This is a genomic window from Streptomyces collinus (genome assembly GCF_031348265.1).
GTDB classification, from domain to species: domain Bacteria; phylum Actinomycetota; class Actinomycetes; order Streptomycetales; family Streptomycetaceae; genus Streptomyces; species Streptomyces collinus.
Genome location: NZ_CP133771.1, coordinates 5,865,047 through 5,884,857, shown reverse-complemented (window position 1 = coordinate 5,884,857; position 19,811 = coordinate 5,865,047). Strand labels below are relative to the sequence as shown.

At 70.3% G+C, this 19,811-nt stretch carries 19 protein-coding genes and 2 tRNA genes; 8 read left to right on the top strand and 13 right to left on the bottom strand.

What is annotated here, in order from left to right; translation table 11 throughout:
• The first annotated feature begins 97 nt into the window (after window positions 1-97).
• A complete protein-coding gene (locus tag RFN52_RS26895; RefSeq protein WP_030851564.1) occupies window positions 98-421 on the top strand; it encodes a DMT family transporter in 324 nt (107 codons plus the stop codon).
• A 7-nt stretch (window positions 422-428) separates the two neighbouring features.
• Here the strand turns inward: RFN52_RS26895 and RFN52_RS26890 are convergent, their stop codons facing one another.
• The 4 genes from RFN52_RS26890 to RFN52_RS26875 form a co-directional block, all read right to left on the bottom strand.
• Complete coding sequence (locus RFN52_RS26890; protein WP_184849797.1) at window positions 429-1,034, bottom strand: TetR/AcrR family transcriptional regulator; 606 nt, start codon at window positions 1,032-1,034, stop codon at window positions 429-431.
• Between the two features lie 236 nt (window positions 1,035-1,270).
• Window positions 1,271-2,062 (bottom strand): ABC transporter permease, encoded by a 792-nt coding sequence (locus tag RFN52_RS26885; RefSeq protein ID WP_184849795.1) that lies wholly within the window; start codon window positions 2,060-2,062, stop codon window positions 1,271-1,273.
• Window positions 2,059-3,015, bottom strand: coding sequence for an ATP-binding cassette domain-containing protein (locus tag RFN52_RS26880; protein WP_184849793.1), 957 nt, complete (start codon window positions 3,013-3,015; stop codon window positions 2,059-2,061). Before RFN52_RS26880 ends, RFN52_RS26885 begins: the two co-directional genes overlap by 4 nt.
• 29 nt (window positions 3,016-3,044) lie before the next feature.
• A complete protein-coding gene (locus RFN52_RS26875; protein WP_184849791.1) occupies window positions 3,045-3,716 on the bottom strand; it encodes a DUF4097 family beta strand repeat-containing protein in 672 nt (223 codons plus the stop codon).
• 221 nt (window positions 3,717-3,937) lie between these two features.
• Between RFN52_RS26875 and RFN52_RS26870 the strand changes: the two genes are divergently transcribed.
• The 3 genes from RFN52_RS26870 to RFN52_RS26860 all read left to right on the top strand — a co-directional run bounded on the left by RFN52_RS26870 (window position 3,938) and on the right by RFN52_RS26860 (window position 6,079).
• Window positions 3,938-4,723, top strand: a complete 786-nt coding sequence (locus tag RFN52_RS26870) for a GbsR/MarR family transcriptional regulator (RefSeq protein ID WP_184849788.1) — start codon at window positions 3,938-3,940, stop codon at window positions 4,721-4,723.
• Window positions 4,724-4,756: 33 nt separating this feature from the next.
• Window positions 4,757-5,557 carry a histidinol-phosphatase gene (gene hisN / locus RFN52_RS26865; RefSeq protein WP_184849786.1) on the top strand — a complete coding sequence of 267 codons (801 nt, stop codon included), beginning with the start codon at window positions 4,757-4,759 and terminating at the stop codon, window positions 5,555-5,557.
• Between the two features lie 129 nt (window positions 5,558-5,686).
• The gene (locus RFN52_RS26860) at window positions 5,687-6,079 is read left to right on the top strand and encodes a CBS domain-containing protein (protein WP_102911931.1); all 393 of its coding nucleotides are present in this window, start codon (window positions 5,687-5,689) and stop codon (window positions 6,077-6,079) included.
• 72 nt (window positions 6,080-6,151) lie between these two features.
• On the opposite strand, the gene RFN52_RS26855 is transcribed toward RFN52_RS26860, so the two are convergent.
• On the bottom strand, window positions 6,152-7,603 hold the full coding sequence (locus RFN52_RS26855) for a catalase (protein ID WP_311241064.1): 1,452 nt from the start codon (window positions 7,601-7,603) through the stop codon (window positions 6,152-6,154).
• 166 nt (window positions 7,604-7,769) lie between these two features.
• Between RFN52_RS26855 and RFN52_RS26850 the strand changes: the two genes are divergently transcribed.
• Window positions 7,770-8,186, top strand: coding sequence for a Fur family transcriptional regulator (locus RFN52_RS26850; protein ID WP_062928973.1), 417 nt, complete (start codon window positions 7,770-7,772; stop codon window positions 8,184-8,186).
• A gap of 127 nt (window positions 8,187-8,313) precedes the next feature.
• On the opposite strand, the gene RFN52_RS26845 is transcribed toward RFN52_RS26850, so the two are convergent.
• From RFN52_RS26845 to RFN52_RS26830, 4 genes are all read right to left on the bottom strand, one after another.
• Window positions 8,314-8,387 (bottom strand) — tRNA-Met (locus RFN52_RS26845).
• Window positions 8,388-8,469: 82 nt separating this feature from the next.
• A complete protein-coding gene (locus RFN52_RS26840) occupies window positions 8,470-10,293 on the bottom strand; it encodes a tetratricopeptide repeat protein (RefSeq protein WP_184849781.1) in 1,824 nt (607 codons plus the stop codon).
• 234 nt (window positions 10,294-10,527) lie between these two features.
• Window positions 10,528-10,601: transfer RNA gene (locus RFN52_RS26835), tRNA-Met, on the bottom strand.
• Window positions 10,602-10,658: 57 nt separating this feature from the next.
• Window positions 10,659-13,598, bottom strand: coding sequence for a UPF0182 family membrane protein (locus RFN52_RS26830; RefSeq protein ID WP_229856513.1), 2,940 nt, complete (start codon window positions 13,596-13,598; stop codon window positions 10,659-10,661).
• A gap of 163 nt (window positions 13,599-13,761) precedes the next feature.
• Between RFN52_RS26830 and RFN52_RS26825 the strand changes: the two genes are divergently transcribed.
• On the top strand, window positions 13,762-14,304 hold the full coding sequence (locus RFN52_RS26825; RefSeq protein ID WP_184849777.1) for a PPA1309 family protein: 543 nt from the start codon (window positions 13,762-13,764) through the stop codon (window positions 14,302-14,304).
• A 51-nt stretch (window positions 14,305-14,355) separates the two neighbouring features.
• Here RFN52_RS26825 and RFN52_RS26820 read toward each other — a convergent pair whose 3' ends face one another.
• From RFN52_RS26820 to RFN52_RS26805, 4 genes are all read right to left on the bottom strand, one after another.
• Entirely contained in the window at window positions 14,356-15,447 is a 1,092-nt protein-coding gene (locus tag RFN52_RS26820) for a YlbL family protein (RefSeq protein ID WP_184849775.1), read from the bottom strand.
• 102 nt (window positions 15,448-15,549) lie between these two features.
• Window positions 15,550-15,681: a hypothetical protein gene (locus RFN52_RS26815; RefSeq protein ID WP_268254250.1), complete on the bottom strand. Its 132-nt coding sequence runs from the start codon at window positions 15,679-15,681 to the stop codon at window positions 15,550-15,552.
• Between the two features lie 147 nt (window positions 15,682-15,828).
• On the bottom strand, window positions 15,829-16,290 hold the full coding sequence (locus tag RFN52_RS26810; protein ID WP_062928968.1) for a molybdenum cofactor biosynthesis protein MoaE: 462 nt from the start codon (window positions 16,288-16,290) through the stop codon (window positions 15,829-15,831).
• A 121-nt stretch (window positions 16,291-16,411) separates the two neighbouring features.
• The gene (locus tag RFN52_RS26805) at window positions 16,412-17,536 is read right to left on the bottom strand and encodes an SDR family oxidoreductase (protein ID WP_107455551.1); all 1,125 of its coding nucleotides are present in this window, start codon (window positions 17,534-17,536) and stop codon (window positions 16,412-16,414) included.
• 192 nt (window positions 17,537-17,728) lie between these two features.
• Here RFN52_RS26805 and RFN52_RS26800 point away from each other — a divergent pair, with 192 nt between their 5' ends.
• Window positions 17,729-19,189 carry a zinc-dependent metalloprotease gene (locus RFN52_RS26800; protein ID WP_184849773.1) on the top strand — a complete coding sequence of 487 codons (1,461 nt, stop codon included), beginning with the start codon at window positions 17,729-17,731 and terminating at the stop codon, window positions 19,187-19,189.
• Window positions 19,186-19,713, top strand: coding sequence for an NUDIX hydrolase (locus tag RFN52_RS26795; protein WP_184849771.1), 528 nt, complete (start codon window positions 19,186-19,188; stop codon window positions 19,711-19,713). The genes RFN52_RS26800 and RFN52_RS26795 overlap by 4 nt, the downstream gene beginning before the upstream one ends.
• Window positions 19,714-19,811: the final 98 nt, after the last annotated feature.

The window sequence follows — 19,811 nt, the reverse complement described above, 5'->3', positions numbered from 1 at the left end:
AATCGCACCCAAGCCGGATGCAATCCTGACCAAAGCCTGACGAGCGCGACGAAACTGACTGAGCGGTCACTGAACGTGGGATACGGGAGGACGACTCATGGCGTGGCTGCTGGTCATCGTGGCCGGATTGCTCGAGACCGGCTTCGCGGTGTGTCTGAAGCTGTCCCACGGCTTCACCCGGCTCTGGCCGACGGTCGCGTTCTGCATCTTCGCCCTCGGCAGCTTCGGCCTGCTGACCCTGGCGCTGAGAAAACTCGACGTGGGTCCCGCGTACGCGGTGTGGACGGGCATCGGTGCGGCGGGGACGGCGATCTACGGCATGGTGTTCCTGGGGGACCTGGTGTCGACGCTGAAGATCGTGTCGATCAGTCTCGTCATCATCGGCGTGGTCGGGTTGCAGTTGTCGGGGTCGGCGCACTGACGTCCTGTCAGCCCGCCTGCCGCTGAAGGACGCTGCGGACCAGGCCGGCGACGCCGCCCTCACCGGGTGGCGCGGCCACACACGACAGGGCGAGCCGGACGGCGAGTTCGCAGGAGCGGGCCAGGTCGGCGGTGTCGGACTTGGGGGTGCCGGGGCCGGCCAGGAAGGCGACGGCCCGGTCGCGGACGAGGGCGACGAAGTCGCCGGGTGAGGGCAGCGGCCCGTCGGCGCGGCGCTGGGCCGGTACGGCGGAGGCGGACGGCACGGCCGCCAGGGCGGGGGCGGGCAGCCGCTCACTCCAGCAGCCGGTGAGCATGGCGCGGACGAGGATGTTGTCCCGGGCCGCCGAGGCGGTCCACTCGGCGGTGGCGGTGAGCCGGTCGCGGGGCTCGCTGTACCCGGCGAGAGCGCGGTCCACCCCGGCGAGATATCCGTCGGCCTCCCGCCTCACGAGTGCCCTGGCCAGACCGTCCTTGCTGCCGAACTCGTTGTACAGCGTCTGGCGGGACACCCCGGCTGCCGCGGCCACGTCCACCATCCTCACGGCGGACCACGGCCGGCGCACCAGCGCCGTGTAGGCGGCGTCCAGTAAGGATTCCCGCGCTGCAGGCATCTTCGCCTCCCCTTGGGGCGAGCGGCTCTGCGCCCAGGTTTGACGCGCATGGAAGCACTGTCAAGGGTTCGCGAGTGCGCGCGGGGGCGCGTTTCGGCCTTGCCGCGCGGTGCGTCGGCCCGGTGCCGAGGGCTCGCCCCCGGGCAGACGAACGGGCGGCGCACTCCGGCGGGATGCCGGTGTACGCCGCCCTGGGGTGGGACGTTGGCGGGAGGTGGCCCGCGTGGCCACGGCGGTTACCTCGGGTCGCCGTTGAACTTCGAGGTCGACCAGAAGTAGCCGAGCACCGCGAGGCCGAGGCACCAGGCGAGGGCGAGCCAGCCGTTGTGGCCGATCTCGGTCCCGAGGAGCAGCCCGCGCAGGGTCTCGATGGCCGGAGTGAACGGCTGGTACTCGGCGATCGGCCGGAACCAGCCCGGCATCGCGTCGAGCGGGACGAAGGTGCTGGACAGCAGGGGCAGCAGGATCAGGGGCATCGCGTTGTTGCCGGCGGCCTCCGCGTTCGGACTGACCAGGCCCATGCCGACCGCGATCCAGGTGAGGGCGGTGGCGAAGAGCACGAGCAGTCCGAAGGCCGCGAGCCACTCCAGGACGCCGGCGCCGGAGGAGCGGAAGCCGATGGCCACGCCGACGGCGCCGACGAGCACCACGCTGGCGACCGCCTGCAGCACGCTGCCGATGACGTGCCCGATGAGCACCGACCCGCGGTGGATCGCCATGGTGCGGAAGCGGGCGATGATGCCCTCGGTCATGTCGTTGGAGACGGAGACCGCGGTGCCGATCGTGGTGCTGCCGATGGTCATCAGCAGCAGGCCCGGCACGACGAAGGCGATGTACGCGGACCGGTCCGGGCCGCCGCCCCCGATGCCGGCGCTCATGGTGTCGCCGAAGATGTAGACGAAGAGCAGCAACAGCATGATCGGGGTCAGCAGCAGGTTCAGGGTAAGGGACGGGTAGCGCCGGGCGTGCAGGAGGTTGCGGCGCAGCATGGTGGAGGAGTCGCGGAGGGCGAGGCCGAGGGCGCTCATCGGGTGGTCTCCTTGGGCTGGTTGGGGACGTTGGCCGGGCCGGTGAGGGCGAAGAACACGTCGTCGAGGTCGGGCGTGTGGACGGTCAGTTCGTCGGCTTCGATGCCGGCGGCGTCGAGCCGGTCGAGGATGGAACGCAGTTCGCGCTGGCTGCCGTCGCTGGGGATCCGCAGGGCGAGGGCCTCGTCGTCCGGGGTGACCCCGCGCAGGGTGGCGGCGGCGTGCCGGTAGGCGGCCGGGGCGGTGAAGCGGAGCCGGACGTGGCCGCCGGGGATGAGCCGCTTCAGTTCGTCGGCGCTGCCTTCGGCGGCGATGGTGCCGTCGTGGAGCACGGCGATACGGTCGGCGAGTTCGTCGGCTTCCTCCAGGTACTGGGTGGTGAGGAAGACGGTGACGCCGCCGGTGACGAGTTCCCTGATGATCTGCCACATGTTGTGGCGGGCACGGGGGTCGAGGCCGGTGGTGGGTTCGTCGAGGAAGATGATCCTCGGGTCGCCGACCAGGGTCATGGCGATGTCGAGGCGGCGCTTCATGCCGCCGGAGTAGGTGGAAGCGGGCTTCCTCGCGGCGTCGGTGAGGTCGAAACGCTCCAGCAGTCCGGCGGCGACGCGGCGCCCCTCGCGTCGGGGCAGGTGGTGCAGGTCCGCCATGAGGAGCATGTTCTCCTCGCCGGTGATCAGACCGTCGACGGCGGAGAACTGACCGGTGACGCCGATCGCGGCGCGCACGGCCTGCGGGTCGGTGGTGAGGTCGTGTCCGCCGACCCGCAGCGTGCCGGCATCGGCGGTGATCAGGGTGGAGAGGATCTTGACGGCGGTGGTCTTGCCGGCGCCGTTCGGACCGAGCAGGGAGAAGATCGTTCCTTCCGGGACGGCCAGGTCGACCCCGTCGAGGACGGTCTTGTCGCCGTAGCTCTTGCGCAGCCCGTGCGCCGCGATGGCCAGGTCGGTCATGGGGTGCTCCTTCGAAGAGGCCGGGATTTCTACAGGCTGCGGGCGGTGATGTCGCCGTAGGCGGTGGTCGCGAGGATGGTCAGCCCGGCGGCGGCGCCGTCGGCGTTCATGAGGCTGTTGTGGATCCGGCCGTAGCCGGTGCCGGCGTCCAGGGAGGCTGAGACGCCGCGGGCGGCGCCGACCGAGATGTCGCCCTGTTCGGTGCGCAGCGCGACCACGCCACCCACGGCCTCGGCGATGCCCAGATCACCCTTCTGGGTGCTGATCTGCGCGGGGCCGCCCAGGCGGCCGACCGAGATGTCGCCGGCGAGCAGGGTGAGGCGGGCCCCGCCGGTCTCGTCGAGCTTGACCGAGCCCTGCGCCGCCTCGAAGGCGACGTCGCCGAGCCGTCCGACGCCGCGGAGTTCGGCGGCGGCCGCCTTGGCCTCGACGCTGGAGCCGGCGGGCAGCTGCACGGTCACCTCGACGGAGCCGGAGTGGCCGAGGACCCGGTTCTTCGCCGCCGGGGACTCGATCCGCAGGACCCCGTCGCCGTAAGCCACCTCGGTCTGCTCCGCGGCCTTCACGTCGCGGCTCTTCGAGGCGTCCGCGGGCAGGACCTCGACCGTGGTGTCGGCCCGGTCGGCCGCGATGAACCGGATGCGCCCGGCGGGGATGTCGAGGACGGCCGAGACGGGGGCGGGGCTGTCGAACTTCTGCATCGTGCTCTCCTTCGCTCCGTTGTTTCCAACGATGGAAAAGCTACGTTGCATTTACTCAACTGGCAACGAGCTCGTTGCACTCAACGTACGAATGCGCAGTTCAAGGCAGCCAAATCATTGCAATGGCCATGCGACTTAACGCAACAATCCACCTCCTCCGTTGCAATGACATGAAGGTGAACGCTAGGCTGCGGACATCACGCACCACGAAGGAGGCTGCAATGCCGGGAGGCAGGCTCACTCAGCAGGAACGCCAGCAGATCGCGCTGGGGCTGGCCGACGGCCTGGCCTACGCGGAGATCGCCCGGCGCCTCGACCGCCCGACCTCGACGGTCACGCGCGAGGTCATGCGCAACGGCGGCCCCACGGCCTACCGTGCCGACCTGGCCCACCGCGCCACGGAACAGCGCACCCAGCGCCGCAGGCAGTCCGCACCCCGGGATCCGAAGGCGCCCCCGCAGACCGACGGACGGGACACCGAGGCCGTACGCGAGTTCGAGGAGACCTTCACCACCGTCCTGATGGGGTCGGGCATGCCCAAGATGATGTCCCGGGTGATGGCCTGCCTCTGCCTGACCGACTCGGGCAGCCTCACCGCGGCCGAACTCGCCCGGCGACTCCAGGTCAGCCCGGCGTCCGTGTCCAAGGCGGTCGCGTTCCTCGACAGCCAGGGCCTGGTCCGCCGGGAAGCGGACGAAGGACGCCGCGAGCGCTATGTCGTCGACGACGACGTCTGGTACCAGTCGATGATGGCCAGCGCCCGGTCCATCGCCCAGGTCGTGGAGATCGCACGGCAGGGCGTCGGGGTCCTCGGCCCCGGCTCCCCGGCAGCCGCCCGCCTGGAGAACGTCGCCCGATTTCTCGACTTCGTCTCCGAGAGCACCGCCCGTGCGGCGGAGCAGGCGCGCGACATCCTCCACAGCAAGCCCGAGACGGCACCCGGCGAACCCGGCCCCGCCGGCCCCAAGACGGCACCGGGCAAACCCGGCCCCGCCAACCCCCTGTAGCCCCACCCGCGCCTCGGCAGATAGGTTCGTTGCATGCCCGACTACCTCGACGACCTGCGTCTCGCCCACGTCCTCGCCGACGCCGCCGACGCCGCGACGACGGACCGGTTCAAGGCCCTCGACCTCAAGGTGGAGACCAAACCGGACATGACCCCGGTGAGCGAGGCGGACAAGGCCGCGGAGGAACTCATCCGCGGCCACCTCGGGCGCGCCCGCCCCCGGGACGCGATCCTCGGCGAGGAGTACGGCGTCGAGGGCACCGGCCCCCGCCGCTGGGTGATCGACCCGATCGACGGCACCAAGAACTACGTGCGGGGCGTGCCCGTCTGGGCCACGCTCATCTCCCTGATGGAGGCCGGCGAGGGCGGCTTCCAGCCCGTCGTCGGCGTGGTCTCCGCTCCCGCCCTCGGCCGCCGCTGGTGGGCCGCGCAGGGCCACGGCGCGTTCTCCGGCCGCAGCCTCACCAAGGCCTCCCGGCTGCAGGTCTCCCAGGTCTCCAAGCTCTCCGACGCCTCCTTCGCGTACTCCTCGCTGAGCGGCTGGGAGGAGCAGGGCCGTCTGGACGGCTTCCTGGACCTGACCCGCGAGGTGTGGCGCACCCGTGCGTACGGCGACTTCTGGCCGTACATGATGGTCGCGGAGGGCGCCATCGACATGTGCGCCGAGCCGGAGCTGTCCCTGTGGGACATGGCGGCCACCGCCATCGTCGTCACGGAGGCGGGCGGCACCTTCACCGGCCTCGACGCCCGCCCGGGCCCCCACAGCGGCAACGCGGCAGCGTCGAACGGGCTGCTCCACGACGAGCTGCTGGGGTATCTGAACCAGCGCTACTGAGCCCCCCGTTGTTACCGAGCGCCCCCTTGTTGACCCTCCCTTTGCCTGCCACTCTGAGAGTCCCCCCACTTGTGAACTTGTGAAACGCTGAACAAACGGCGGGGACACTCCCAGGAGGTGGCTCCATCCATGCTCGTCCGTGACGCCATGAGCACTGTCGTCCTCACCATCGGCCCTACCCACACCCTGCGCCAGGCCGCCGCGCTGATGTCCGCGCGCAAGGTGGGGGCGGCGGTGGTCCACGACCCCGACGCCGGCGGCATCGGCATCCTCACCGAACGCGACATCCTCAACTCCGTGGGCCTGGGCCAGGACCCGGACACGGAACGCGCCCACGCCCACACCACCAACAACGTCGTGTTCGCCGCTCCGGCCTGGACGCTGGAGGAGGCGGCGGGCGCCATGGCACACGGCGGCTTCCGGCACCTCATCGTGCTGGACGGCGGCGAACCCGCCGGCATCGTCTCGGTCCGCGACATCATCCGCTGCTGGGCACCGGCACGTCAGCAGGTGCCCGCATAACAGCACGAACGGGCCGGGCCCCCACAAGGGGACCCGGCCCGTCCACTACCGCAAGCGGTCCAGTGCTGGAGTTCAGCCGCGCAGGGCCTGGACCGCGGCCTCCAGCCGCTTGCCGTAGTCTCCGTCGGCCCGACGGAAGTTGTCGATCGCGCGCTCGACGATGTCCTCGCGCGAGACCTTGGCGATGAAGCCCGCCAGGTTGGCGATCAGGCGCTCCTTCTCGTCCTCCGCCAGGAGCCGGTAGAGGTTGCCCGCCTGGACGAAGTCGTCGTCCTCAGCGTGCACCGGGGCCGGGTGGGTGCCCGTCGCGCCGCTCACGGCCGTGGCGGACCACAGCGGACGGTCCGTCTGGAACGGGCCGCCGAAGCTGTTCGGCTCGTAGTTCTTCGCGCCGGCGTGACGGCCGTCGTAGAGGTACCCGTCGCGGGAGTTGGTGCGCGCCACGGTGGCGTGCGGACGGTTCACCGGCAGGTGGTCTGCGTTGATGCCGACGCGGTAGCGGTGGGCGTCGCCGTAGGCGAAGAGGCGGCCCTGGAGCATCTTGTCCGGGGACGGCCCGATGCCCGGCACGAAGTGGGCGGGGCTGAAGATCGACTGCTCCACCTCGGCGAAGACGTTCTCCGGGTTGCGGTTGAGCTCCAGCCTGCCGATCTCGACGACCGGGTAGTCCGCGTGCGGCCAGACCTTGGTCAGGTCGAACGGGTTGAAACGGTACGTCGCCGCCTCGGCCACCGGCATGATCTGCACCCCGACCGTCCAGGTCGGGTACTCGCCCCGCTCGATGGCCTCGCGCAGGTCGCGCTGGTGGGAGTCGGGGTCCTCACCCGCGAGCCGGGCCGCCGCCTCGGCCGTCAGGTTCTTGATGCCCTGGTCCGTCTTGAAGTGGTACTTCACCCAGAAGGCCTCGCCGGCCTCGTTGCTCCACTGGAACGTGTGCGAGCCGAAGCCGTCCATGTGGCGGTACGAGGCGGGGATGCCACGGTCGCCGAACAGCCAGGTCACCTGGTGCGTGGACTCGGGCGACAGGCTCCAGAAGTCCCAGACGTTGTCCGCCTCGGTCGAGCCGGTGTACGGGTCGCGCTTCTGGGTGTGGATGAAGTCCGGGAACTTGACGGCGTCCTTGATGAAGAACACCGGGGTGTTGTTGCCGACGAGGTCGTAGTTGCCCTCCTCGGTGTAGAACTTCAGCGCGAAGCCACGCGGGTCGCGCACTGCGTCCGCCGCGCCCAGGTTGCCGGCCACCGTCGAGAAGCGCAGGAAGACCTCGGTCTGCTTGCCGATGCCGGAGAGGAAGGCGGCCCGCGTGTACGGGGTGACATCGGCGGTCACCGTGAAGGTGCCGTACGCACCCGCGCCGCGGGCGTGCACCACGCGCTCCGGGATGCGCTCCCGGTTGAAGTGGGCCAGCTTCTCCAGCAGGAGCTGGTCCTGGATGAGCACCGGGCCGCCGGCGCCCGCGGTCTCGCTGTTCTGGTTGTCGGCGACCGGAGCCCCGGCCTCCGTCGTCAGCGGTCCCTGCGTCACGTGCGCCTCCTGCACCATTCCTGACCAGTCTGTCCCGATTCCCGACCAGTCTTATCCCTTGGGTAAAGCCGTTCACGATCCTACATTAGACTTCATCTAAAGCAAGCGGGGCTCTAATCTCACACCTATTCGGGACCTGGTCCCCTTAGCTGTTAGGCTGGTGGCCATGAGTGACCTTCTGGAACGCCTGCGCGGACGCGGATGGCGGATGACCGCGCAGCGGCGCGTCGTGGCCGAGGTCCTCGACGGCGAACACGTCCATCTGACGGCCGACGAGGTCCACGCACGGGCCGTCGCCAAGCTGCCCGAGATCTCCCGAGCGACCGTCTACAACACGCTGGGTGAACTCGTGACCCTCGGCGAGGTGCTGGAGGTTTCCACCGACCAGCGCGCCAAGCGGTACGACCCGAACGCCCACCAGCCGCACCACCACCTGGTCTGCGCCCAGTGCGGCGCGATCCGGGACGTCCACCCGACCGGCAACCCGCTGGCCGACCTCCCCGACACCGAGCGCTTCGGCTTCACGGTCTCGGACGTCGAGGTGACGTACCGCGGCGTCTGCCCGAACTGCGCGGCCGCCTAGCCCTGCGTACGAAAAGCCCCGGCACCCACGCGGTGCCGGGGCTTTTCCGTTACTCGGGCGGGCCCCTGGGAGCCCTGGAAAACACCGAGGGCCGGAACCCTTTCGGATTCCGGCCCGCGGCCTTCAGTAGCGGGGACAGGATTTGAACCTGCGACCTCTGGGTTATGAGCCCAGCGAGCTACCGAGCTGCTCCACCCCGCGTCGGTGAATGCAACGTTACGTCACCGCGGAGGGCGGATGCAAATCCATTGCCCGGCTGCACCCCGGCCCCACCCACACCACCTCACGCGGACAGCTCCTGCCGCAGAGCGTCCCTCAGCCGCTCCGCCCGCTCGGCGACGGACGCCGGCCCCAGCGACACGGCCCGGTCGGCCCACCGCTGGCCCTCCGCCAGCTCACCCCGACGCGCGTAGACAAGGGCCAGCCGCAACGCCGCCCGTCCGTGACCGGCGTCGGCGGCCCGTTTCCACCACGCCGCCGCCTCGGGCTCGCTCCCCTCCCGGGCCAGCAGCAGCCCGAGATTGAACGCACCGTTGCGGGACCCGGCCTCGGCCGCCTCCCGGTACCACCGAGCCGCCTCGACGACATCGCCCCGGGCCGCCGCCAGCATGCCGACCCGTACCTGCGCGCGCCGATGCCCCTGGTCCGCCGCCCGCTCGTACCACTCCTCGCACTCGCTCCGCCGGTGCACCGGCTCGCCGAGCTCATGCGCGGGCTCCGGCGGCCGCCGGGCGTCGAGCACCGTCGCCAGCCGGTAGGCGGCCTCGGCGCTCCCGCCCCCGGCGGCACACCGCAGATGCCGCTCGGCCTCCTGCTCGTCGCCGTCCCGCAGCCTCGCCATGCCGACCTGGAGCGCCGCCTCGGTGTGCCCGGCGGCGGCGGCCCGCTCGTACCAGCGCAGCGCGGCCTGCTCCTCGCCCCGCCCGGCGTGCAGGATGCCGAGGTTGAAGGCGGCGTCGACGCTCCCGGCCTCCGCGGCCTTGGAGAACCACGGCTCCGCGCCCGTCTCGTCGCCGCCCCGCAGCAGCAGGATCGCCAGCGCGTTCGCGGCCTCCCGGTGCCCTGCGTAGGCCGCGCGCCGGTACCACTGCTCGGCCTGCGGGGTGCGCCCCTGCTCGGCGCAGAGCAGGCCGAGGTTGTACGCGCCGTTCACATCGCCCGCGTCCATCGCGGCCCGGTACCACCGCTCGGCGGTCTGGGTCTCGCCCCGCTCGGCGTGCAGCGCGCCCAGCGCGTTCGCGGCGTTGCCGTCGCCGTCCTGGGCGCCCCGCAGCCACCACACGGCGGCGTTCTCCGTGTCGCCCGCGTCGCGCAGCAGGAAGCCGAGCGCGCAGGCGGCACGCGCCTCGCCGTCCTTGGCGGACGTCAGGTACCAGCGTCCGGCCTCCTTGAGCTCGCCGCGCCGCTCCAGGATCGTCCCGAGGTGCAGGGCGGCCCGCCGGTGGCCGCGCGCGGCGGCCTGCCGGTACCACTGCTCGGCCTCCTCGGGCACCTGGACACCGTTGTCGCCGTCGGCTTCCCGCGCCGCGTTCCGGTCCAGCGCCCGCGCCAGCCGGTACGCCGCCTCCCGGTGGCCGCGCTCGGCAGCGACCCGCATCCACTGCTCGGAGGCGGCGTCACCGCGGTGCTCCAGCAGGTCGGCGAGCGCGTACGCGCCCAGCGTGTGCCCCTGCTCGGCGGACTGGCGCAGCCAGTACTCGGCGGCGGGCTCGTCACCCCGCTCGCGGTGATGCCGGCCCAGGGCGTGCGCGGCCGCCGTGGATCCGGCGACGGCGGCGATCCGCCACCATCCGGCGGCCTCGTCGGCGTACCCCCGCTGGTGAAGGAGAACTCCCAGGTTGTTGGCGGCCGCCCGGTCGCCCGCGGCGGTGGCGGCACGCAGATGAGGCTCGGCACCGTCGAGGTCACCACGGCGCAGCAGCATGGCCCCGAGGACACTCATCGCCTCGACGTCGCCGGTCTCGGCGGCGAGCCGCTGACGCAGCTCCTCGGCCGCCTCGTCGGCGATCTCCCCGGTCTCGTCCGGGGTCTCGGTGTCCTCCCGGCTGGAAGGCTGCACAAAACGCCCTGTCTCGAACAGAGTTGCCTTGTCCCCCATAACGTCCATCGTCGCACCACCTGCAACCTGGGTACACCTGGTATACCGCAGCCAGTGAGGTCACTTCAGCGTTTTGTCGACATGCCCACAGAGAGACAAGTCAAACACAGATCGCCCAACTCCCCCCGACGGCGCGGCCACAGCCTGCGCCAGCACATGCGTTCACACATCACGAAGGCCCGGATTCCTTTGTGGAATCCGGGCCTTCGTGGCCGCTCCGTCACTCGGACATCGCGACTTCAGTAGCGGGGACAGGATTTGAACCTGCGACCTCTGGGTTATGAGCCCAGCGAGCTACCGAGCTGCTCCACCCCGCGCCGTTGTGTTCACAACCGTATCACGGCGCGGGGTGGGCATTTGACCAGGCCAGGGCCCTAGCTGCTCGGCTTCGGGCTCGGACTGCCGCTGGGGCTGCCGCTGGGCTTGCTCTCGCCGCCCCCGGAACCGCCCGTCCGGCTCGCTTCGGCCTGGGCGTCCTCGGCCCGCCGCAGGGCGTCCTCAAGGTCCTTCTGGGCCTTGCCGTACGCCTCCCAGTCGTTCTTCTTCAGGGCCTCCTGGCCGGCGTCGAACGCCTTTTGGGCGTCCTCCAGGGCCTGTTGGACCGTCGGGTTGTCGGACGTCGGCGGTGGCGTCGTCGTATCGCCCTCGTCCGGTGGCTCGGTGGCCGGGCCGTCCGCTCCGAAGACCTTGTTGAGGGCCTCGTCGAGGGTGTTCTCGAAGGCGGTCTGGCCTCCGTAGGTGACCAGCACCTTGCGCAGCAGCGGGTACTTCAGGCCGCCACCGCGGACGTAGACCGGCTCCACGTAGAGCAGTCCGCCGTCGAGCGGCACCGTCAGCAGGTTGCCGTACTCGACTTCGGAGTCGCCGCCTCTCAGGAGCCTGATGGACTCGGCGATGTCCTCTTGGGAGTTGAACTGGCTCTGGACCTGCTTGGGTCCGTTGACCGTGGTGTTCGTCGGCAGTTTCAGGATTCTGATCTTGCCGTAGTCACCGGTGCCCGGGTCGGCGTCGACCGCCATGAACGCGCTGAGGTTGTCCCGGCCGTTGGGCGTGAAGGTCGTCGTCAGCGAGAACGCCTGCGCCTTCTGGTCGGGCATCTTCATGCTCAGGTAGTACGGCGGCACCGCGCTGCCCGACCGGTTCGTCGGGTCGTCCGGCACCTGCCACACCTCGCTGCCGCTGAGGAACGTCGTGGCGTCCTTCACGTGGTAGCGGGTGAGCAGCTCCCGCTGGACCTTGAACAGGTCCTGGGGGTAGCGCAGATGGTCCATGAGCGACTTGGAGATGTCGCTCTTGGGCTCCACCGTGTTCGGGAAGGCCTTCATCCACGTCTTCAGGACGGGGTCCTTGGTGTCCCACTGGAAGAGCTTGACCTTGCCCGTGTAGGCGTCGACGGTGGCCTTCACCGAGTTGCGGATGTAGTTGACCTGGTTCTGCTGGGCCACCACCGCGCGGTTGTCGTTGGTGGCGGTCAGCGAGTCGGCCGTGGTGTCGCCCAGGGTCGTACGCGAGGAGTACGGGTAGCCGTTCGTCGTCGTGTACGCGTCGACGATCCACTGGATCCGGCCGTCCACCACCGCCGGGTAGGCGTCGCCGTCGATGGTCAGCCAGGGGGCGACCGCCTCGACGCGCTCCTTGGGCGTGCGGTTGTACAGGATCCGCGAACCGTCGCCGATGGCACCGGAGTACAGGATCTGCGGCTCTCCGAACGCCACCGCGTAGGCGGCCCGGTTGACCGGGTTGGAGAGGCTGACCCCGCTGTCGCCCTTGTAGCTGGTGGTCTTCTCGCCGTTGTCGTCGGAGTAGTCGATCTCCTTCTGGGGACCGCCGACGATCGAGTAGGTGTCGGTCTTCTCGCCGTAGTAGATCCGCTGCTCGTACGTGCCGAGGTCGCCCTCGGAGGGCAGGTCGGACTCCGTGAAGTTCGGACGGCCCTGCGCGTCGGCGCTGGTGCCCTCGGCGGCGACCACTCCGTATCCGTGGGTGTAACGGAAGTGGTTGTTGATCCAGTTCTTCTTCGGGATGCCCGCGAGGTTCAGCTCGCGCAGGCCGATGACCGTGTCCTGGTCCTTGCCGTCCTTGGCGTAACGGTCGACGTCCAGGTTGTTCGGGAACGCGTAGTAGTTCCTGATCTGCTGGAGCTGCTGGAACGTCGGCGACACGATGTTCGGGTCCATGATCCGGATGCTGGCCGTGGAGGGAACGTCGTCGCGCAGGGTGGTCTTGTCCTCGGTCTTGCTGGTGCCCGAGTAGTCGGTGACCTTGGTGCCGTCGATGCCGTAGGCCTTGCGCGTCGCTTCGAGGTTCTTCTCGACGTACGGCGCCTCCTTGGCCTGCTCGTTCGGCTGGACCTGGAACTTCTGCACGATCGCCGGGTACAGGCCGCCGATGAGGATCGCGGAGAGCACCATCAGGCCGAAGCCGATCACGGGCAGCTGCCACGTACGCCGCCAGATGGTGGCGAAGAACAGCAGCGCGCAGATGACGGCGATGCAGAACAGGATCGTCTTGGCCGGCAGGTAGGCGTTGGCGTCGACGTACCTCAGGCCCGTCCAGTTGTCGGTCGCCCGGAAGTCACTGGACTTCACCGCGAGTCCGTACCGGTCGAGCCAGTACGCGACCGCCTTGAGGGCCACGAAGATGCCGATGAGCACCGACAGGTGCCCGGTGGCCGCGGCCGTGGCGCGGGCGCCCGGGCTCGTGACGCGCAGCCCGCCGTAGAGGTAGTGGGTGAGCGCGGCGGCGATCACGGACAGGATCGCGGCGGCGAAGCCGAAGCCGAGCAGGAACCGGTACCAGGGCAGGTCGAATGCGTAGAAGGCGACGTCCAGCTTGAACTGGGGGTCCTTCTCGCCGAAGGGCACGCCGTTGACCCACATCAGCCACGTCCGCCACTGGCCGGAGGCGGAGGCGCCGGCGATCAGGCCCACCAGGGCGGTGATCCCGAACAGCAGCCACTTCTTGTAGGGCGCGATGCCCATCCGGTAGCGGTCGAGGTTCTGCTGCTCCATCGACATGGCGCTCAGCGGCGGCCGCAGCCGGTGCGCCAGCCAGATGTTGAAGCCGACGGCGAGGGCCATGAGCAGGCCGAAGACGGAGAAGAGCCCGATCTTGGTCCACAGCGTGGTGGTGAAGACCGAGGAGTAGTTCACCGAGCGGTACCAGAGCCAGTCCGTCCAAAAGCCCGCGAACATGGTGAACGCCATGCCGAGAACGGCCAGGACGCCCAGCGTCATGAGCAGGGTCCGGACACGCCGGGACGGGCGGCCCACTCTGATCCGCGGCCCCGAAGGGCCTCCGCCGCGGTCCGGCATCTGGAAAGCCAAGGTGCGCACCTCGAAGTTCGCTGTTGATTCGTCAGGCCCGCGTCTTCACGGACCGTGCGTGGCCCCCGTGATCGTGGGCCCCCACCTATGCAACTTACTCACCGTTTACTCGGTTCCCGATTCCGGCCGGGAACGAGGCAGGATTGTGACCATGTCCAACACTCCCATGGCTGCGAACCCGCTCACCCGGGCCGTACTCGAGATCGACGAGTACGTCTCAGGCCTCGGCTGGGACCAGCCGGCCCGCCTTTTCGCCCTTGTCGACACCGCACGACTGCGGGCCGAACAACCCACGCTCGCGGACCGGCTCGGTCTGGACGAAGAGTCGGAGAACGCCGGCCTCACCCCGATCGAGCAGGACGAAGTTCCAACGGGCAAGCCCCTCGACGAGTTCCTCGCCACCATCGCCTGGCCCGACGCGGTGGCAGGCTGCGCCCTCGCGGTGGAGCGCCTGATGCTGCCGCCGTCCGCGGAGGCCCAGGTTCCCAAGGGTCTGAGCGAGGCCGCGCTCACGAAGTGGGTGGCGGAACACGCGGACCGCCAGGAGGTCCGCATGACGGTTGCGGTCCTGCGTGACGGCACGCGCGAGTCGGCCCTGCGGCTGCGCGAGAAGGACTCCCCCACCGAGGTCCTGACCGGCTCCGACCTGGTCCCGGGGCTGGCGGAGGCGCTGGCGGCGACCTTCGAGGAGTAGCGAGCGCCGAGGACCACAGGGCCCGGCATTTCCGGGCCCTTGGTTCTTCGGCTACTTACCGCACTTCGGCAGATCCGCGGTGTCGCCGCTACGGATGTCCTTCAGGGCCCCCAGGGCGTCCCTGATGGTGCCCACCTTGATCAGGGTGAGGCCGTCGGGGGTGTCCTTGGCGGCGGCCGCGCAGTTGACGGCGGGCGTCAGGAAGTACTGCGCGCCCTTGGCCCGCGCGCCCACGGTCTTCATCTCGATGCCGCCGATCGGTCCGACCTTGCCGGCGTCGTCGATCGTGCCGGTGCCCGCCACGAACTTGCCGCCGGTCAGGCTGCCCGGGGTGAGCTTGTCGTAGATGCCGAGAGCGAACATCAGCCCGGCGCTCGGCCCGCCGACGTCGGCGAGCTTGATGTCGATGGTGAACGGGAACGTGTGGTCGGTGCCCGCGGAGATCCCGACGATGGCGCGCTTCTCACCGGTGTCGTCGGACGTCGTGGTGGTCATGCTGATGTCCTGCGTCCTGGTCGGCGTCCGCCTCTCCTTCTCCGCGGCGGCCTGCTCCTTGGCCGGCACGATCGTGAAGCGGACGTCCTGGCCCGGCTTGTGCTTGGTGACGAGCTTCGCGACGTCGTTCGGCTCCTTCACCGCCGTACCGTCGACGGCCTTGATCACGTCCCCCGCGTGCAGCTTGCCCTGGGCCGGGGAGCCCTTGACGACGGTCGAGACGATCACCCAGGACTTCACCGGAACGTCCAGCTGCTTCAGGGCGGCGACCTTGGCGCTCTCCTGGGACTGGCTGAACTCCTCGGCGTTCTCCTGGGTGGACTGCTCCTCGGTCTTGCCGTCCGGGTAGAGCGTCTCGTGCGGCACGACCTTGTTGTCGTGTGCGAGCCAGCCGTAGACGGCTTCGACCAGGTTCATCCGATAGTCGGCGCTCGTGACCCGGACCGTGGTCATGTTCAGATGGCCACTGGTCGCGTAGGTCTTCTTCCCCGCGATCTGCAGCACCGGCTCACCGTCGTGATCGCCCAGCGTGTTCACCGTCGGCCCCGGGGACATCTCCGCGTAGGGCACGGGGATGAACACTCCCGCGCACAGGAGCGCGATCAGCATCAGGGTGGAGGCGAGCATCGTCGCGGTGCGGCGTGGCATGACTCGACAGTACGGGACGGTCCTGTCAGCGCACCGTCAGGGCCGCCCGTCCGGGGCCGCCCTGCGCTTTCCAACGCCTGTGACCTGCTGTTTCTTCGACCATCAGGCACCCGGCCGGGGCTTCTCCATGGCCTCGCGGAAGCGGGCGTAGCCGGTGAGCTCCGGGCCGTCGTTGCGGACCCTGCGGGTCCGGTTGGCCCAACTGCCCCAGAGCCCCGCGCCGATGGCAGCCACAAGCGGAATCAGCAACCAGGCGAGCGCCGCCATGCCGACCTCCAACCCCTTTGAACGTCCGCAACTGACTGATCAGCAGATTAACGATCCGCAGTGACAACGCTCACGCCAGGGGTGCGGTTACGCAACCGGAAGGCCGCTTCCGCGTCAACAGGCCCCCACCCATTCCTCTGTGCCGTCGGAGAACTTCTGGTGCTTCCAGATGGGCACTTCGTGCTTGAGGTCGTCGATCAGCTTCCGGCAGGCCTCGAAGGCCTCCCCGCGATGCGGGCAGGAGACCGCCACGACCACGGCCAGGTCCCCGACCCGGAGATCCCCGACGCGGTGCACGGCCGCCAGGGCCCGCACCGGGAACTCGGCGGCGACCTTCTCGGCGATCCGCCGCATCTCGGCCTCCGCGCTGGGGTGGCACGAATACCCCAGCTCCTCGACGTCGGCGCCCCCGTCGTGGTTCCGCACGGTTCCCACGAAGAGCGCGGTGCCCCCGGCCGCGTCGTCCCCGACGGCCCGGAACACCTCGTCCAGGGAGAGGGCCGAGTCCCGGATCCCGATCAGCTTGATCGGATCCTGCGCGGCCTGCTCACCGGGGTGATCGTTCGTGGTTGCCATGCCCCCATCGTGCCGCACGCGACGGACGGCACGGAATAGAGCCATCGACCGGCACGCGCGCGTACGCGTTTGGAGCCTCCTACAGGGGCGGCCCTCTGCTGCGGTTCCGGCGGCGGGTTCCTCAGATCCGCCGCCGGGCCTTCCGCGCCCGCCGTACCACCGCGGCGGCACCCAGCAGCGCCACCGTCGCGCCCGCGGCACCCGCGGCCGTCGCGTCCTTGCGGCCCAGCCGCCGCCCGGCGACCGTGTGCCGGCCGGCGACCTCCTCCAGGAGTTCCGCCAGCACCTCCTCGTTGGTGTACTGCGGCCGCCACCCGGCGTCGTGCAGCCGGCTCCCGCTCACCACCCAGGGGTACATCGTGTACGCCAGGTCCCCGGCCGGGGACGGCGTGAGCCCGATCCGGTGCAGCCGCGCCGCCGCGCCCAGCGCGACCGCCGACGGCAGCTCCATCCGGCGGATCCCGCTGAGCTCCTCGACCTCCTCCTGCTCCAGCCAGCCGTCGCATCCGACGGTCAGCTCCCCGTCGACCTTCTCCAGGACGGCGTACTCCAGCGCGCTGCACAGGTCCTCGACGTGGCAGAACTGCCACGCGGGCCGCGACCCGGCGACGACGAGGAGCCGGGGAGACTCGAAGTACCTGGTCAGCGCGGTGTCCGTGCCTCCGCCCACCAGCACGGCGGGCCGTACCACGGTGACGTTGAGCCCCGGGTGCGCCCGGGGCGCGCGCCTCGCCAGCCGTTCGATCTCCAGGAGGTCGCCGACGCCGGTCGCCTCGGCCGTGGCGCGCAGCTCGGCGTCCTCGGACAGCGGCAGCTCGTTGTCGGGCAGCGCCCCGTAGACCATCGCCGAGGTGCAGAGCACGACCCGGTGCACTCCGGCCGCCGCGGCGGCCGTCAGGACGGTCTGCGTCCCCCGTACGTTGTAGGCCGTTCGGGCGGCCGCGTCGGTTTCCAGATCGAGATCCAGTGCGAGGTGCACCACCACGTCGGCGCCGCGCAGTTTGTCCGCGATGGCCGGATCCCGTACGTCCAGGATGTGCCACTGGGCCGACGCGCACTCGCCGCGCCGCTCGTCGATGGCGACGACCTGCTTGACCTCGTCGGATGCGGCGAGCTGCTCGGTGAGCAGGGCTCCTACGCCGTACGCGGCGCCGGTGACCGCGACGACGGGTCCACGTGCCGCGGGGCTCGCGGAACTGGTTGACTGGTTTCGCGCTGCGCGAACCTGCGGATCTGGGGAACTCACCGGGCGTCTCCAGCGGTTGTCTTCAGTACGAGCGCGTCCGACGCGTGCGTACCAGGTGGCATCCATCCTGCCGCAGGCTGTCAGTCGGCGAAGCACCGAGGCCCGATCCGCCCCAGGTGTCTACGCTGGGTGGTGTTGTCGGGCAGCCGTGCCGCCGGAAAGAACCGGCGGCCCTACCAGCCGAGGAATCCCGTGAGTGACACCCCATTCGGATTCGGCCTTCCGCCGGAGGAGCCGGACGACGGCGACGAGGGCAAGAAGAAGGACCAGCAGAGCGGTGGTGGTCAGGGACCGGCCAACCCGTTCGGATTCGGCGGCCTGCCCGGAGCCGGTGGCTTCGGCTCGGGCCCCGGTGGCCCTGGCGGCCCCGGTGCGGACAATCCGTTCGCAGCCATGTTCGGGTCGCTGAACCCCACCGACCTGGGCGCCGCGTTCCAGCAGCTGGGCCAGATGCTCTCCTACGAGGGCGGCCCGGTGAACTGGGACATGGCGAAGCAGATCGCCCGCCAGACGGTCTCCCAGGGCAGTCCGGACGGCACCAAGGACGCCAGCGTCGGCCCCGCCGACCGCAAGGGCGTCGAGGAAGCCGTCCGCCTGGCCGATCTGTGGCTCGACGATGCCACCTCCCTGCCCTCCGGCGCCGCCTCCGCGGTGGCCTGGAGCCGCGCGGAGTGGGTCGAGGCCACCCTGCCCGCCTGGAAGGAGCTCGTGGACCCGGTAGCCGAGCGCGTCGGCACCGCCATGGGCGACGTCCTGCCGGAAGAGATGCAGGCCATGGCCGGCCCGCTGATCGGCATGATGCGCTCGATGGGCGGCGCCATGTTCGGCACGCAGATCGGGCAGGCCGTCGGCGTGCTCGCCGGCGAGGTCGTCGGTTCGTCCGACATCGGCCTGCCGCTCGGCCCGGCCGGCAAGGCCGCGCTGCTACCGGTGAACATCGAGACGTTCGGCAAGGACCTGAGCGTCCCCCAGGAGGAGGTGCGGCTGTATCTCGCCCTGCGCGAGGCCGCCCACCAGCGCCTCTTCGCGCACGTGCCGTGGCTGCGCTCGCATCTGTTCGGTGCGGTCGACGGCTACGCGCGCGGGATCAAGGTCGACACGGCCAAGCTGGAGGACGTGGTCGGCCAGTTCGACCCGCAGAATCCGGAGCAGCTGCAGGAGGCTCTCCAGCAGGGCATGTTCCAGCCGGAGGACACGCCCGAGCAGAAGGCCGCCCTGGCCCGTCTGGAGACGGCTCTGGCGCTCGTGGAGGGCTGGGTGGACGCGGTGGTCCACGCCGCCGCGAAGCCCCGCCTGGCGTCCGCCGACGCCCTGCGCGAGACATTGCGCCGCCGCCGCGCCTCGGGCGGTCCGGCCGAGCAGACGTTCGCCACGCTGATCGGCCTGGAGCTGCGCCCGCGCCGTCTGCGGGACGCCTCCCGTCTGTGGGCCTCGCTCACCGACGCGCGCGGTGTCGACGGCCGGGATGACCTGTGGCACCACCCGGACATGCTGCCGACGGCGTCCGACCTGGACGACCCGGACGGCTTCGTGCACCGCGAGCAGATCGACTTCTCCGAGCTGGACAAGATGCTCGGCGAGGCGGCGGACAAGCCCGACCTCAAGAAGAAGGACGAGGGCGAGGACAAGAACAAGGGCGACGACGCCGGGTGAGCCTGTACGACGACGCGGTCCTCGTGCTGAAGGGGTACGAGGACCAGACGGAGCTGCGCCAGGCCTATCTGGACCACCTGGCGGAGCACCCGGACGGCTTGTGGAAGGCCTGTCAGGCCGGGCACGTCACGGCGAGCGCGCTGGTGATCGACCCCGAGGGCGGCCGGGTACTGCTGACCCTGCACAAGAAGCTGCAGATGTGGCTGCAGATGGGCGGCCACTGCGAGCCCGGTGACGCCACCCTGGCGGCAGCGGCCCTGCGCGAGGCGACGGAGGAGTCCGGTGTCTCGGGGCTCTCCCTGCTGCCCGGCGGCCCGGTGCGTCTGGACCGGCATCCGATCCCGCCGCCGTGCCACTGCCACTTCGACGTCCAGTACGCGGTCGTGGCGCCGCCGGACGCCGCGCACACGATCAGCGACGAGTCGCTCGACGTGCGCTGGTTCGGCTACGACGAGGTGCCGGGCGTGGCCGACGCGTCGGTGATACGGCTGCTGGAGGCCACGCGCGCGAGACTCGCGGCCTGAGGATGCGTAAGGGGCGCCCGCCATGGCGGGCGCCCCTTACTTTCGGTCCTGACGGCCTTCCGGACCTGACGGCCTATCGGTCGTGACCGGCTTTCGGT